General features: G+C 36.9%; 15 protein-coding genes and 1 pseudogene. 10 read left to right on the top strand and 6 right to left on the bottom strand.

Features of this window, described 5'->3' with window-relative positions:
- Positions 1-385: 385 nt before the first annotated feature.
- From EFD62_RS18330 to EFD62_RS14855, 4 genes are all read right to left on the bottom strand, one after another.
- Positions 386-775: a LuxR C-terminal-related transcriptional regulator gene (locus tag EFD62_RS18330; protein ID WP_407921096.1), complete on the bottom strand. Its 390-nt coding sequence runs from the start codon at positions 773-775 to the stop codon at positions 386-388.
- A complete protein-coding gene (locus tag EFD62_RS17645; RefSeq protein WP_162302522.1) occupies positions 685-1035 on the bottom strand; it encodes a hypothetical protein in 351 nt (116 codons plus the stop codon). Before EFD62_RS17645 ends, EFD62_RS18330 begins: the two co-directional genes overlap by 91 nt.
- 163 nt (positions 1036-1198) lie before the next feature.
- Complete coding sequence (locus tag EFD62_RS14860) at positions 1199-2416, bottom strand: site-specific integrase (RefSeq protein ID WP_128706384.1); 1218 nt, start codon at positions 2414-2416, stop codon at positions 1199-1201.
- A gap of 14 nt (positions 2417-2430) precedes the next feature.
- Positions 2431-2910: a helix-turn-helix domain-containing protein gene (locus tag EFD62_RS14855; protein ID WP_128706383.1), complete on the bottom strand. Its 480-nt coding sequence runs from the start codon at positions 2908-2910 to the stop codon at positions 2431-2433.
- Between the two features lie 148 nt (positions 2911-3058).
- On the opposite strand from EFD62_RS14855, the gene EFD62_RS14850 reads away from it, so the two are divergent.
- The 9 genes from EFD62_RS14850 to EFD62_RS14810 all read left to right on the top strand — a co-directional run bounded on the left by EFD62_RS14850 (position 3059) and on the right by EFD62_RS14810 (position 12090).
- A complete protein-coding gene (locus EFD62_RS14850; RefSeq protein WP_128706382.1) occupies positions 3059-3244 on the top strand; it encodes an ICEBs1 excisionase in 186 nt (61 codons plus the stop codon).
- 362 nt (positions 3245-3606) lie between these two features.
- Entirely contained in the window at positions 3607-5031 is a 1425-nt protein-coding gene (locus EFD62_RS14845; RefSeq protein WP_128706381.1) for a hypothetical protein, read from the top strand.
- Between the two features lie 119 nt (positions 5032-5150).
- A complete protein-coding gene (locus tag EFD62_RS14840) occupies positions 5151-5726 on the top strand; it encodes a TetR/AcrR family transcriptional regulator (protein WP_128706380.1) in 576 nt (191 codons plus the stop codon).
- A gap of 10 nt (positions 5727-5736) precedes the next feature.
- On the top strand, positions 5737-7218 hold the full coding sequence (locus tag EFD62_RS14835; protein WP_128706379.1) for a phytoene desaturase family protein: 1482 nt from the start codon (positions 5737-5739) through the stop codon (positions 7216-7218).
- Positions 7219-7257: 39 nt separating this feature from the next.
- Positions 7258-7731 (top strand): hypothetical protein, encoded by a 474-nt coding sequence (locus tag EFD62_RS14830; protein ID WP_128706378.1) that lies wholly within the window; start codon positions 7258-7260, stop codon positions 7729-7731.
- Between the two features lie 107 nt (positions 7732-7838).
- Complete coding sequence (locus tag EFD62_RS14825; RefSeq protein ID WP_128706377.1) at positions 7839-8054, top strand: helix-turn-helix domain-containing protein; 216 nt, start codon at positions 7839-7841, stop codon at positions 8052-8054.
- Position 8055: 1 nt separating this feature from the next.
- Positions 8056-9516, top strand: coding sequence for a ParB/Srx family N-terminal domain-containing protein (locus EFD62_RS14820; RefSeq protein WP_128706376.1), 1461 nt, complete (start codon positions 8056-8058; stop codon positions 9514-9516).
- Between the two features lie 16 nt (positions 9517-9532).
- Positions 9533-10420: a DNA adenine methylase gene (locus EFD62_RS14815; RefSeq protein WP_128706375.1), complete on the top strand. Its 888-nt coding sequence runs from the start codon at positions 9533-9535 to the stop codon at positions 10418-10420.
- Complete coding sequence (locus EFD62_RS14810) at positions 10417-12090, top strand: AAA family ATPase (RefSeq protein ID WP_128706374.1); 1674 nt, start codon at positions 10417-10419, stop codon at positions 12088-12090. The genes EFD62_RS14815 and EFD62_RS14810 overlap by 4 nt, the downstream gene beginning before the upstream one ends.
- Before the next feature lie 44 nt (positions 12091-12134).
- Here the strand turns inward: EFD62_RS14810 and EFD62_RS14805 are convergent, their stop codons facing one another.
- The gene (locus tag EFD62_RS14805) at positions 12135-12374 is read right to left on the bottom strand and encodes a DUF6061 family protein (protein ID WP_128706387.1); all 240 of its coding nucleotides are present in this window, start codon (positions 12372-12374) and stop codon (positions 12135-12137) included.
- Between the two features lie 304 nt (positions 12375-12678).
- On the opposite strand from EFD62_RS14805, the pseudogene EFD62_RS14800 reads away from it, so the two are divergent.
- A pseudogene (locus EFD62_RS14800) lies at positions 12679-12948 on the top strand (polymorphic toxin-type HINT domain-containing protein); the annotation flags it as partial.
- A 297-nt stretch (positions 12949-13245) separates the two neighbouring features.
- Here EFD62_RS14800 and EFD62_RS14790 read toward each other — a convergent pair.
- Positions 13246-13833, bottom strand: coding sequence for a VanZ family protein (locus tag EFD62_RS14790; RefSeq protein WP_128706373.1), 588 nt, complete (start codon positions 13831-13833; stop codon positions 13246-13248).
- Between the last annotated feature and the right edge of the window lie 437 nt (positions 13834-14270).

Below are 14270 nucleotides of genomic sequence, written 5' to 3'. Positions count from 1 at the left end.
TTTGACCCCCGTGGAAATAGTTTTTTATCTATCAATTCAAAACTACCACATTTGGTCTGCTTATGCTTTTGTTTTGCTATTTTATTGGTAATACAATTTATTACTTTTTAATGCACAACACTAATTATTTTATATAAATAAAAAAGATATATGTTTAGTATCGCAAATCACTAAAATTCAAATATGCACGCATACTGACTCGGAAGGAACCAGCACTTATGATTTGATTTTAATTCTAAAGGATGAAAATCAGGTAAAAATCAATAACAGTTATGATTTTGGCTTAACGTGTGATATTGCTGATGATATTGCTGATTTTATTGATGTTGATATTTATATTGACCAATGAATTAAGTTGACCTACTATCGATACCATGATAGGAATTCAACGTATAAAAGAAAGGGAGGAGAGAATTGGAGATACTCCGATGATTGCCAAAATGGTATAAAAGTAATTGCGAGGGCTATTGGCATTCGGACGGTAATGGGATTTACCGTATAGCTTTTCGGCAATTTCTTTATTGCTGGCACCTTGAATAAGTTTTTCTACAATGAGTTTTTCTCTTTCCGACAAACAATACTGATTACAAATATCATCCAAATTTATCTGAGTTTTTGTATCTAAACTTTTCGAGCTTTGAGCTAAATCTGGGGCGAGGTTTATCGTTTTAGACTTATAGGCATTTATTGCAAGAAATAAAAAAAGGTATATGGAACAATTAACATACTTATAGCAATATTTGTCGGTAAGTCTTCGAGAGTATCTGTAGTACACAATGCCATTAAAAACCCGATAAAAAATCCTACAAAGCCGGTAATGATGCAATTGCGCTTGATGATATCAAATATCTTCTCCTTGGACATTCCCTTTTTATAACCTATAAGGGTAAGTAATGCAGTGCCTACAAAGAGAAAAATCAAGGTTGGAAAATCAATTATGAAAACTATATTTTTGCCAAGCACTACTGCAATGAGTATAGCAAGAATAGAAACAAGAATAAGTTTGAAATACTTATTGGTTATGATTGAAGACATTAGCATTTCCTCCTGACAAACTCATATAGGCTATTTTGCTGCCATAGGGTTTATCGTCAAAAAGTTTTGGTCGTGTTGCTACAATCGTTGAGTAATTAAATACTGTTTGAGTATTAATTGACTTCATTGGCTCAGCCCTTTGTTTACAAGGGGTTGAGCCTTTTTATGTGCGTCCGGCAAAGCCGACGCACGGGCTTAAGTCATTTTCGTGGACTTGCTGTGGGCTTATTTTATTCTTTGGACTTACGACTTTGAACTTTGTGTTCTGTGGTTGTGGATCCTTTTCTGGTTTATCTGAGATTTCAGATGCACTGGCAGATACTGTTTCCAACTTGTGCTGGTTCTGCATCATATCCACTACTTCCTGATGCTTGTTCGGATACAGGTGGGAATAGGTGCTTAAGGTGGTTTGTACCTTTTCGTGTCCTAACCGTTCCGATATGAGCAGTGGTGCGCATCCCAAGTTGATAAGATAGCTGGCGTGTGAGTGACGGATGTCGTGGATACGAATCTTTTTCACTCCGCTTTTCTTGCAAGCCCTTGCCATCGCATTATTGATATAGGATTTGGTGAAGGGGAAAACCCTGTCCGTACCTTTTAAATCATAAAGCTTTGACATATAATCTTTGACTTCGTTCATTACAAAGTCCGGTATGATGATGTTACGGATACTCTTGGGCGTTTTGGGTGGTGTAACCACATCCTGCTTTTTAATCCGCTGGAGACTTTTGGTGATGTCGAGGGTGTTCTTCTCGAAATCAAAGTCTTTCGGTGTTAAAGCGAGGAATTCTCCAAAACGGATACCGGAGTAGTACAGTAGTGAAAACGAAACATGTGCCGTAGGATCATCTTCTATTGCAGCCAGTATACGGTCAAATTCATCCTTTGTCCAGAAGTTTACCACAACCTCACGTTTGCCCATTCTGCCTGCCTTGTGACAGGGATTCTCAGCTAAGTTGAAGTAGTCCACTGCATAATTAAAAAGTGCGGTAATCATATTCTGCATCCTGTCTAGGTAGGAGTTGGAATAATCCTTTGCGATCATTTCATTCTGCCAGGCTCGGATGTCCTTGGGAGTAATCTTATTGATAGGCTTATTCTCAAAATAAGGGAGGATGAGCTTCTCGAATACATGCTTCTTTCCGTCGATGGTGCTCTGGCGGCATCGGTGTCCCATATCCTCTATATAAATCTCATACATAGAGCGGAAGGTCATGTCCGTGCTGCCTTTCTGCTTTCTAAGGAAATCTGCTTCCCATTCCTTGGCTTCACGTTGAAGCTTAAAGCCACGTTTCTTTATCTGCTTTTTCTTTCCGGTAAAATCTTCATAATAACATCTGACATACCAGGTTCCTCGTTCTTCGTCTTTATAGATCGGCATATTGTGTCCCTTTACTATCGAAGGTCCTCGCCAAAGAGTCGGATGAGTTGTTTGAACTGTTCCTTCTGGTATTCCATAACCCTTCCCAGTGCGTCCTCACTGATTGGAAAAGTTTCCTTATCAAAGCTGATAAGGTAGGAAGAAGATTTACTTCCGTCATCGTTTTCAATCTGACAGGGATTGCATCCGAAGTGGGAAAATTTCAACCAGTTTAAATATGCATCTAAATTGTTGCCAAAATCCGTGGTCTGTGTCATCCGTACATATTCATCGCCGGATGCTACAAATCTGGATGTGTCACAGTCCAGAGCATTTGCAATTAGTTGAAGCTTTCCGATTCCCGGAGTGCGGTCCCCCTGTTCGTATTTGGAAACCGTTCCAACTTTCAAGCCGATGAGATTGGCGAGCTCCTCTTGTGATAGCCCTTTCTCTTTTCTTGCTTGTTTTAGTCTGTTGCCAAGTTCCTTGCGTTCTTCAAGTGTCATAATATTCATGGCTTTTCACCTCCTGAAACAAATACTATCACAATAAGTGATATTTTGCAATAGGTAAATCTATTGACAATAACAAAAAGTAGTAGTATAAATAATGATGAAATGATAAACAAGGACAAAATGTGATAGTAGAGAGTGAGGTGAGAGCATGAAAACACAATATGTGACGGCAGATGAGTTGGTGGATACCCTGGGCGTCAGCAAGGGAAAAGCCTACCAGATTATCAGACAGCTCAATGAGGAATTGGCTGAGCAGGGATATATCAAAATTGCCGGGAAGTGCCCAAGAAAGTATTTCGAGAAGAGATACTACGGATACATTTCCGAGGCGTAGCGTAAGCAAGCCCTAAAGAGCGGTTGAGATATTTCCCAAGGCTGACATTCGTACCGGTTCATTTCCATAATAAGAATGTCAGCATGCAGATGTGACTGCCAGCCACAGGAAGAGGAGTTCCTAATACGGCTGGTGGGAGCAGATGCATTTGTGGTCAAGCGGCAAAACGCTTGCCCCCTAGTTTGGGATTTCCCAAACTAATAGGGGGACATTACTTTCGGAACCGGGAAAGAAAATGGAGAGCGATACCCTAAGAAATGAACCTAGGAAATTTTAGAAAAGGAGATTATGACAATGAGCATAAGAAGTTTTTTATTTCAGAACTTAAGCAGACATGGAACGGATAAAAGGAGCGTGATAAGATGCCGGATATATACAGAACCATATCGGGGGCACTGTTCCGGGCACCCAACTTAGTACACAATAACAGAGACCATATTCCTTGGAATGCGGTACAGGAACGTGCAGATAGGAATGTGGTATTTTTAAACGGAACAAAAGATTTTACCCTAGAGCAGATATACGATAAACTTTTTCAAAAATCCTATGAGGAGTGGCTTGCAAAGGAGCGGAAAAAGAGTCGGGCCAAGGATGATCCACCAACCTATTATGAGAAGATTGAAAAGGATAAAAAGAAACATTTATCCTACGAAATCATCTGGCAGATAGGGGATATGGATGATACCGGGTACGATACAGACCACTTGTCAGCCATATGGGCGGAGGATGTTCTGTTACGGTTTGCAGAGCATCTGATGTATGAAGTGCCCAATGTGACTTATGTATCCAAGGAGAGGCTTGAAGACCCAGAGTGGAAACCGCCCTTTGAGGCAGGTGTGGTGATTACCAATTTTGCATTTAATGGAGATGAATCCACTCCTCACCTACACATGACATTTGTTCCCTATTCCGATAATTGCAGTCGTGGACAGAAAACCCAAAATGCATTGGCACAGACCTTTACGCGAATGGGTTATAAGACCACTATGGAGCAGGCAAGAGATGCCTCAGATGAGCTGGTGTGGCAGGATACACCGGAGGGGAGGAAGCCTCAGATGGTGCGTACAGCCTACGGCGCAGTTGAGTGGATAGAGGAGCAGAAGAATTGGATTGCAGAGGATATGGAAAAGAATATCGGATGGACTCGCTTTTACAAGGGTAAGAATGAGCGAGGCGATTTACTTCTTTCAGATTATCGCAGGGAGCGTGCAGCAGAGAAAGCATTGGAAGCGGAACGTGAGAAAGAAAGGCAAGAAAATGCTCTGCAGCATATTCAAACCCTGTCAGAGAAGACTATGAAAAAGCTGGATGAAGAGATATCCGCCAAGAATATGGTGCTGGAGTTCAATGATGCACTGATTGAGATTAAGAAATCAGATGTGGCAGAATGGGAAGAAAAAGTGGAGTATTCCAAGTCGGAGTATCTGAAGGCAGATGAGCTTCTGACGGATAAAAAGAAAGAAGTGGAGCAGGCACAAGGGAAGCTTTCCAGAGTGACGGAGAAATTGGATGAAGCAACCCGTAAAAAGGAGATCGCCTTAGATTTGTACCACAGGTTATCAACGGACACTGAGAATACGGATTTATTTGATAAGGTGGTGGATTTGTCCTACGAGAATGAACAGCTAAGGAGTAAGATTCAGGTCTTGCAGGATAAGCTGGAAAAAGCCTATGAATTCATGAAACAGTTTGTAATCAATGGAAGGAACATGCTTGATGTGTTCCGGGAGCGGATTGGCGAAGTGAAGGAGTGGGTGCATAGGAAGGTTGCCGGGATGGGACGGTAGGGGATGCCCCAAGTGGTAGGGATGCTGCTTGGGGTGTTTTGCTCTTTACAAAAGAAAAATCCTATGATATATTTGAATAAATATTCAATGAAATATTATTCAAAAATAGAGGTTATAAAATGGAAACGAGAAAGGAACAAAAAGAACGTAGACGACAAGAAATTATACAAGCTGCACTAGAGTTATTTGTTGGTAGAGGTTATGCAGCTACTAAGATTACGGATATTGCAAAAAGAGCAAATATGAGTACTGGCTTAATGTTTCATTACTTTGATTCAAAAGAGAAACTATATGAAGAGTTAATCCGAATGGGATTGGAAGGGACCGCATATCCGGGAGAACAGAAGTGTGAGCATGCCATTGATTTTTTTGTAAACTTCACAGAAGCGTTGTTTGCATATATGAAAGAGCAACCTGTTGTGGCGAAGTTTTTTGTATTGATGGCAGAAGCACAGCGAAGTGAAGCGACACCTGAGCATATACGGGAAATAGCAATGAAAGTAAATGTGATAGAACAGTTTGTACCCATTATTGAATGGGGACAAAATGAAGGAACGATTAAAGAAGGTTCCCCTTTGGTAATATCCAATGCATTTTGGTGTAGCATACAGGGAATCGCAGAACGATTTGCTACGAATCAGGATATTGAGTTGCCTGAGGCAGAGTGGATTGTTGACATAGTAAGAAGAAAGTAGGGAAAAGTTTATGAAAAAGGTTGTAATTGTTGGTGGTGGAATTGCAGGAATGACAGCAGGGGTGTTGTTGCAAAAGGCTGGATTTACTACAGAAATTTATGAAAAAAATGCACTACCTGGCGGACACTGTACCGGATGGAAGAGAGAGGGATACTTTATTGATAATTGCATTCATTGGCTGACCGGAACAAGACCGGGCAGTGCTTTGCACGAGCTCTGGAAAGAGATTGGTGCATTGGGAGATACTGTGGAAGTACACGAAAAAGAAATGTTTTTTTCATCGAAGTTGAATGGTCAGACATTGACCTTTTGGAGAGATAAGGAAAGAACGCGAAAAGAAATGTTGGAACTGTCGCCTGAAGACGAAGAGGAAATCAATAAATTGATAAAGTATGTGTCTATGGCGGAAACAATGACGGTACCTGTGGAAAAGCCTTTTGATGCCATGAACTTTATTGATTATATGAAATTAGGAATGTCGATGAAGGCAATGGGAAAAGTGATGAAAGAGTATGGAAATATGGATATCAATGAACTGGCAATGCGTTTTAAACATCCATTAATTCAGCGTGCAATCGTTGATTATATGCCAAGCGGGTATCAGGCGTATGCTTTTCTTGTATCTTATGGAACAGTGACCGGAGGAAATGGTGATATACCGAAAGGTGGATCGTTGGCAATGTCACTTCGTATTGCTGAAAAATATAAAGGATATGGTGGTGTAATACATACCAATGCGGGTGTAAAATCAATCTTGATAGACGGTAAAATGGCAGAAGGGATTTTGTTAGAGAACGGAAGCAAAGTAGAGGCTGATTATGTTATTTGTGCTTGCGATACCGATTATACATTCCGAAAACTATTGTCAGAAAAGTATATGCCAAAAGGTTTAATGAAAATGTATGCAGACAGAGATAAATATCCGGTTAGTAGTGGATTTCAAATTGCTTATGCTGTAGATGGAGTATTTCCGGAATTGACAGGAACAAGAATATTTTCTTGCGATGATATGAGTGTGGGAAGTCAGACTGTGAAGCGTATGAGTATTCAGTCGTATGATTACGAACCTAATTTTGCGCCGGAAGGTAAAATTATTTTGCAAACTAATTTTTCACAGACAGAATCCGATTATAAGTATTGGGAGTCGCTTTATATAGACAAAGAGAGTTACGAAAAAAGGAAGGCTGAAATTGCAGAACAAGCATTGCAAAGAGTTGAAAAAGAGTATCCGTTTTTAGCAGGGAAAATACATGTGATTGATGTATGGTCACCGATGACATATACAAGATATTGCAACTCTTATAAGGGAGCATATATGAGTTTTGTAACTACTAAGCAGGCTAAGAGTATTACTGTACCGGGAGTTGTCAAGGGACTTGATAATGTATTGCTGGCAAGTCAATGGTTAATGGGACCGGGCGGACTTCCGACGGCAGCGGCTATGGGTAGATTTGCGGCATGGAGGATTATGAAAAGGAGAAATAAAGAATGATGCAATTCATAAAAGAGATATTGGATTTGGAGGAATTTGATGGAAGAAATTGAAAAAATAGTAAGACAATTTCGGGATGCCATAGATGTAGCTAAAGATGCGGACAAATTTAGAGGTTTATATCCATTTTACAAATTTCCAGACGATTGCTGCGAACATTCTTGTGACTTGTTGGGACAGTATCTACTTGAGCATGGAATAAAAACTACTCAAGTGAATGGTGCATATAAACATAATAGAGCGAGGCGCCATGTGTGGTTGATAACGGAGGATAGAATAGTAATAGATATTACTGCCGACCAATTTATTGGTGAACTGGTTTCTAAAGATGAGGTTGAAGCGGTACATGTTGGGAGAGAAGGTACAATTCATAAAATGTTTTGTTGTGATAGAGTGTTTCAAAACAATACGATATTTAATGATGTTGATAGATATAATGGTTTTGGAGGCTGCCCAGATGTTCGACAGAAAAGATTAATAGATTTATATAAAATTATTTATCAGGAAATATAGTGTAAGAATATTGGCATGAATGCAACAAAAACTATTGCAAACGCAACAGTTTTTGTTGCATTTTGTATATATATGGCTTATTATATATCATAGGATGGTGCGATTTAATGAGAAAAATTAGTTATAAAAAATTATGGGTCAAGATAGCAGAAAATGAGATGAGTCGTGCGGAATTCCGCAAGAAGGTAGAGATTTCGCCTAATACACTTACAAAACTTAATCAGAATGAAAATGTATCATTAGAAATCATTATAAAGATATGTGAATTTCTGAATTGTGATATAGGCGATGTGTGCGAAATTGCGGAAAGCAAGGAGGGTTAAGATGCCTAGATATACTACAAAAGAGATACAACTTGATGACCTTTATTTAGATGAAAAAAATCCACGATTTATAGTGCCACCAAACCCTACGCAGCAGAGTATTGTAGACTATTTAATCGAAAATGAAGAAGTAGAACAATTGGCACAGGATATTGCAAAAAGCGGCGGATTATATGCTGGAGAAAGAGTAATTATTACAGAAGAAAATGGAAGATGGATTGTATTAGAGGGGAATCGTAGAATATGTGCTTGTAAGATACTAATGAATCCTCAATTAATAGCAAATAGAAGATTAGCATCTGTCGATAAAATATCGTTATTGATGAATAATGAATTAAAGCAGACATTGGCAGTTGTAGATGCAGATGTTATGAAAAATCGTCTGGAAGCACAAAGTTCTTTAGCGGCAAAGCATATAGATGGTATTAAAAAATGGTCAACGATTTCCAAACATAAATTTTTTGCATTAGAATTTGATGCTGGAAAGTCGATTGAAGAAATATCAATGATAACAGGGGTGTCATTGGCTAAAATAAAAACGGGATTAAAAGAATATAGAATCATTGATTATGTGTTAAAATTGCCTTTTTGGACACAAACTGAGTGCGAAGAATATTTAAATTTACAAGAAATAAAAACAACGCGTTTAACAAGACTTTTTAGTGCAAAACCTTCTAAGGCGGATGCTAAAAGACTAAGGGAAATTATTGATTTAGATTATGATGATGATTATCATATAAAAACGTCTCTGGCAAAGGATGTGTTTGACAAAATATTGCATATTGTAGCGCAAGCTGCATTTATACCGGATTACGCAAGTGATTTTAACGGAACACGAAGTACATACGAGGATATTCCTCAATTAATGCAATTTTTGGAAGACAACAAATTGATTATTGAAAATAAATCTGGGAATAAAAATATCTATGTAGCACCTGAACCGAAGACTAATGTAGATGTAAAACCGGAAACTAGTGAGAAGATGAGCGGCAAGGAAGAAGAAAAGGCTGTGAATGCAACTAGTAATAAGCAATTTACATCTAAGAGAAATGTTTTGATTCCGGAAGATTTTAAAGTTAATTGTACTGTTGTAAAAATAAATGATATTATTAATGAATTAAAGCGACTCAATTTAAATTATTGTGTTAATGCCCAGGCAGTTTTATTGAGAGTTTTATTGGAACTGAGCTTGAAGTATTATCTAAATAGAGTTAATGAGTCAAGTAAAATAGATGAGGGTCATCTTGAAGGAACATATGTGGCCGCACTAGAAAGTATGCGGGTCAAGAAGTTGCTGAATTCTGTAGAACACAGCAATTTGGTTCAACTTAAAAAGAGTGATAAGATTTTTAGTATTTTTAATGGATATGTACATTATGATTCAGTCGTACCAAACAAAGATGTTTTGATTTTTTATTTTGACAATTTGAGGCGGATTATTGAAATTTGTCTCAATAGTTAAGAAATGGAGGCTTTTAATGCTGTATTCGCCATTACGTTATCCTGGGGGTAAGGGTAAACTTGCACCATTTATGGGATTGATGATAAATAAAATGAATATTAAAAATGGTACGTATATTGAGCCGTTTGCTGGGGGAGCAGGGGTAGCTCTTATGCTCTTGATGGAAGGTTATGTAGATGATATCGTCATAAATGATTATGACAAGGCTATTTATTCGGTGTGGAGGGCAATAATTAGTGAGTCAGAAAATCTTGTGGATAGAATATTATATACGCCGGTTAACATTGATGAATGGAAAAAACAAAAGGAGATATATGTAGAACAAAACAAAAAGTATTCTTTAGATCTGGCTTTTGCTACATTTTTTCTTAATCGAACAAATAGGTCCGGCATATTAAAGGGTGGACCTATAGGAGGATTTGAACAAACAGGAAATTATGGAATAGATGCAAGATACAATGCAGAAAAATTAGTGGAGAGAATTCGAGCGATTGCAAAATATAAAAAGCATATCAAAGTATACAACAAAGAAATTGTTAGTTTTATTGAGAATGTTTTGCCTAACTATGGTCAAAATTCGTTGACGTACTTTGATCCACCATATTTTAATAAGGGACCAGAATTGTATAAGAACTTTTTTGACAAAGAAGATCATGCTAAGATTGCTCAGTTAATTTTAAATGGGGTTCCAGGGAATTGGATTATTACTTATGATGACACTCCTGAAATAATAGAATTGTATAAGCAACAGTGTATAAGGAGGTATGATTTGAATTATAGTGCAGCTAATACAGGAAAGAGTTCAGAAGTAATAGTTTTTAATGATAATAAGTTTTGCCCGACGAATCAAGAGTTACTAAATCAGGAAATTAATATTAATTTACGCGAGGTGAATGAATCGTGATAATTGAAAGTATAGAAGTAGAAAAATTTCGTGCGATTGAAAATTTATCTTTAGATATCGGTAAGAATATTACTGCTATCGCTGGACGAAATGCCACTTTAAAAACAACATTGCTGGGTATGTTAGGTCAACCTTTTACTATTTCAAGTGGTCATCCAATGTATGGTTGCACAACTATTGATGGATATAATTTCAAATCGCAGTTTAAAGAAAAATTTAAAATCTCGAAAAATTTTGATCATCATGGAGAACATATTTGGACTTTGAAGTTCTATAAAAGAGGCTATTATAATGATGATGAAATCAAAATGATGAGTATTAGGCGTCCAACTAAAACAAATCCGAATGATATTCGCTTTTGGAATGCTAAAAGCAAGGCGAAGGGGACTGGCTATGTGCAGTTACCTGTTTATTATTTGAGTCTAGGCAGATTATTTCCGATTGGCGAAACAGGAAAGACAAAGAATATAGATATACAATTAACGGAAGAGGAAAATACATATTTTGTAAAAACATATAAAGAATTATTATCGATTCAAGAGGCAAAAAACGCAGTTGCTACCATGGAAAAAGCTGATGCACGAAGAAATTTTGTGGGTGTAAATGATAGTACACATGATGTGTTTACAAACTCTGCGGGAGAGAGCAACATAGGAAAGATAATATTGGCTATATTGTCTTTTAAGCGTTTGAAGGATGAATATGGCAATAAGTACAAAGGTGGAATATTACTCATTGATGAGTTGGACGCAACTCTTTATGGCTATTCGCAAAAAAAATTAGTGAATTTTCTGTATAAAACATCTCGAGAATACAATATTCAGATAATATTTACAACACATTCGCCAATGGTTTTGCAAGAGGTAAATAACTTGCAGCGAAAAGAAATTCGTAAAATGCTAGAAAAGGGTATAGATGTATCAACAATTTCATATAATTATGAAAGTGAGATAATTTATCTTGAATCATATTATGTTGGAGAAGTTGGTGATAGCAAGCGAATGGTAAAAGGACGTAATGTAAGAAAATCTTCAGAGTTAAAAGAAATTACTGATGACATGAATATGCAACCTTCTATGGTAAGGCAAAGCGTAAATGTATATCTGGAAGATGAGCGTGCAAAACACTTTCTTTTATATTTATTATCACAACATTTAGAATATAATTTTGAAAATTATTTTAATATTGTTGATGTTAATTTAGGCTTTACTCATTACTTGCATTTGCATGAAAAAAAAGTACCCGAGTTTTTAAATAGTTTGATTGTGTTAGATCATGATCTTTATAGAAAAGCAAGTAGAGCACAATTGGATTATGTAGAGAATAGAAGTCAAAATATAATGTTTTTGCCTGAAGATGTTGAAGAGGGAATGTTTAAATTACTTAAAGATCCGATTCGTTATTCGGAATTTGAGAGTACTATTAGCGATGTCAGAATGCCCTATGAAATCTGCTTTAAGGATTGGACTGAAAATGAATATGAGTCTAATGGGTATAAGCATTGGTTTGCATATATGGAGGAGACATTGGGTGGAGTAGAGAAAATGTATGACTTTTGGCTTCGTAATAATGAAGATAGTGCTCGCAATTTTGTAGTTCAATTTATTGATGCTTATAATTTGATTGCAGATAAACAAGGATATGACTATCTGATGGGAATAACAGAGTAATATGGAAAAAGGCAAGCCCTACCGATGGTAGGGCTTGTAAGACATTAAAAAGCTTCCAAACTATCCTCCGCATCCACCCATGCCTGCATCTCATCATTCAGCGCAAGCCGGACATATTCCAGCGGATTATCAATCGCCAGAGCATTCAGACACCTCTGGGAATTAGGAGTGGTCCGTATCCCGGATTCAGCCTGATTACAGTCAATCCGGAGGACGTAGCCGTCATAGTGGTTAATGTCGATGCTGTTATGCATCGGGTTATATTCTGCGTGTATCAATTTCATTGTTATCAGTCCTTTCGTTTGAATTGGAGGTAAAAAGCCCATGGGCTTATTTTGGACTTGAAAAGTTTTTGAAATAGATATAATAATCACAAAATGTACCATTTTATAAAATGAAACATCACTAAAAATATTACAAATAATACAAATCGTGATATTAACAGTAGTTTAACAACTAGAACGTTAAATTTTGGTTGTACAATGAAATGGATTATAATTAAAAAATCAAATCTTATTATTTAAGGCTGCCAGTTAACTTGGGGGGAGAATAATTAATGAACTTTATGTTTAGGAGGGAGACCTTGTATATTCGGAGAACGTTGAGACAGGAGATAAAGGCTTGAAGAAAGTAAGCAAAGTATTTGTAAGAGAAGTAAGAAAGCTAGTCCATGTATATGTTGACGGAGAAGAGATAAATACCACAGATACGCATACGTTCTGGGGTGAAGGCAAGGGCTTGACAGAGGCGGGTGAGCTAAAAGCAGGTCATATATTAAGGTTTTATACAGGTGAGTTAAAAACTATAGAAAAAGTTGAAATAGAAGTTTTCGACACGTCGATAAAGGTATGTCGATAAAGGTATATAATTTTGAGGTGGAAGATTGGCACACTTATTATCTAACAGAGCAAGGAATTTTTGGTCCATAATGCACAGGATTATGACGGGAATGGCAGTAATCCTAAGCCAAGGAACAAACCAAAGTCGTAAGAAATACCGAATTCGGTTGAAAATCGAACAGATGCTAATGGGAATATAATCAAGTATACAGAATTTGGCCCAAATGGCGAGTTTGCTAAGAGGTTAGGTTAATGGGAAAAGAACATGGAAGTATACCTAGACCGAATGTAAAAGAGCAAATTTCAATATGTATATTTAATCATGCACTCGCTTGTGTTTTCTAATGCGCATTATCCTGTTTAATAATAAGGCACCCAGAAAGGCCCCTGCTGTATTCAAAATAATATCGTCTATGTCAAAGGTACGTCCTCTGTTGCCTATAAGCATTGAGAGTAACTGTATTACTTCAATACTTAAGGATGTAAAGAAGCCAAATACGGTTGCAGTTCTAATATTTCTAAACTTGTCCCATAATAATGGCAGTAATATTCCAAGGGGGAATAAAAGAATTAGATTCCCTAAGATGTTCCTTATCCAGAATCTAACCATAAAGTCGGATATTGGGGAATTGCTGCAAGTATAAATTATGTCTTTGACTGTAGTATATACCGGTAATACATTTACAGAAGCATAAGAGCCGTAAATATCACCCCAAAATAATATCAATGGAAAAAGCGTAACTCCTAAAACACATAATATGTAATAATAAAATACGCTTAGCAGCAATTCTCTTTTTATTGATAAAGGTTTCCTTTTTCTATATCTCACAATATTTATTATTATTCGAATTAATACCCATAATGGTATTCCAAATATAAACAATATATTACTTTCTATATACATTGCAGATACTCTACCCTCTTCATATTATTTTATCAAAATCTTTAAAGTTTTACCTTTGCATCTGTGCACCATAGGCGGTGTTTTTGCATTTTAATTAACATGTCTTGCAATCAAATCAAATAATTTTAGTCAAGCATTTCTGATTTCTTTTCCAATTCATTATTGCCAACATTTGGTTTACCTTCGGCTTCAACAGCTTCAAGACCAATTTTAATAACGGTGTGTGAGATAAGTGGATATGAGATTAGCATAAGCAGTATACCTAAAAGTGTCGGGTTTTTAGCGCTTAATATAAATAGCGTAAATTTTATTGCCGAAACGAGAAATCAGAACAAAATAAAGTAAATCCCCTAAAATAAAGTAAGTAAAGCTGTTCCAGCTAAAATGAGTGCTTTCTTTTGTAATATCTCTATAAACTGCAGTACAACTGCACTTTT

It is taken from the genome of Acetivibrio mesophilus, assembly GCF_004102745.1.
Classification (GTDB): Bacteria; Bacillota; Clostridia; order Acetivibrionales; family Acetivibrionaceae; genus Hungateiclostridium; species Hungateiclostridium mesophilum.
The sequence above is the reverse complement of the archived record's forward strand: the minus strand, read 5'-3'. Positions and strand labels throughout refer to the sequence as shown.

Coding starts and splice junctions, on each gene's coding strand:
- EFD62_RS17645 (WP_162302522.1), bottom strand. CDS start 1,035: ATGTCTTCAATCATAACCAATAAGTATTTCAAACTTATTCTTGTTTCT.
- EFD62_RS14860 (WP_128706384.1), bottom strand. CDS start 2,416: ATGCCGATCTATAAAGACGAAGAACGAGGAACCTGGTATGTCAGATGT.
- EFD62_RS14855 (WP_128706383.1), bottom strand. CDS start 2,910: ATGAATATTATGACACTTGAAGAACGCAAGGAACTTGGCAACAGACTA.
- EFD62_RS14850 (WP_128706382.1), top strand. CDS start 3,059: ATGAAAACACAATATGTGACGGCAGATGAGTTGGTGGATACCCTGGGC.
- EFD62_RS14845 (WP_128706381.1), top strand. CDS start 3,607: ATGCCGGATATATACAGAACCATATCGGGGGCACTGTTCCGGGCACCC.
- EFD62_RS14840 (WP_128706380.1), top strand. CDS start 5,151: ATGGAAACGAGAAAGGAACAAAAAGAACGTAGACGACAAGAAATTATA.
- EFD62_RS14835 (WP_128706379.1), top strand. CDS start 5,737: ATGAAAAAGGTTGTAATTGTTGGTGGTGGAATTGCAGGAATGACAGCA.
- EFD62_RS14830 (WP_128706378.1), top strand. CDS start 7,258: ATGGAAGAAATTGAAAAAATAGTAAGACAATTTCGGGATGCCATAGAT.
- EFD62_RS14825 (WP_128706377.1), top strand. CDS start 7,839: ATGAGAAAAATTAGTTATAAAAAATTATGGGTCAAGATAGCAGAAAAT.
- EFD62_RS14820 (WP_128706376.1), top strand. CDS start 8,056: ATGCCTAGATATACTACAAAAGAGATACAACTTGATGACCTTTATTTA.
- EFD62_RS14815 (WP_128706375.1), top strand. CDS start 9,533: ATGCTGTATTCGCCATTACGTTATCCTGGGGGTAAGGGTAAACTTGCA.
- EFD62_RS14805 (WP_128706387.1), bottom strand. CDS start 12,374: ATGAAATTGATACACGCAGAATATAACCCGATGCATAACAGCATCGAC.
- EFD62_RS14790 (WP_128706373.1), bottom strand. CDS start 13,833: ATGTATATAGAAAGTAATATATTGTTTATATTTGGAATACCATTATGG.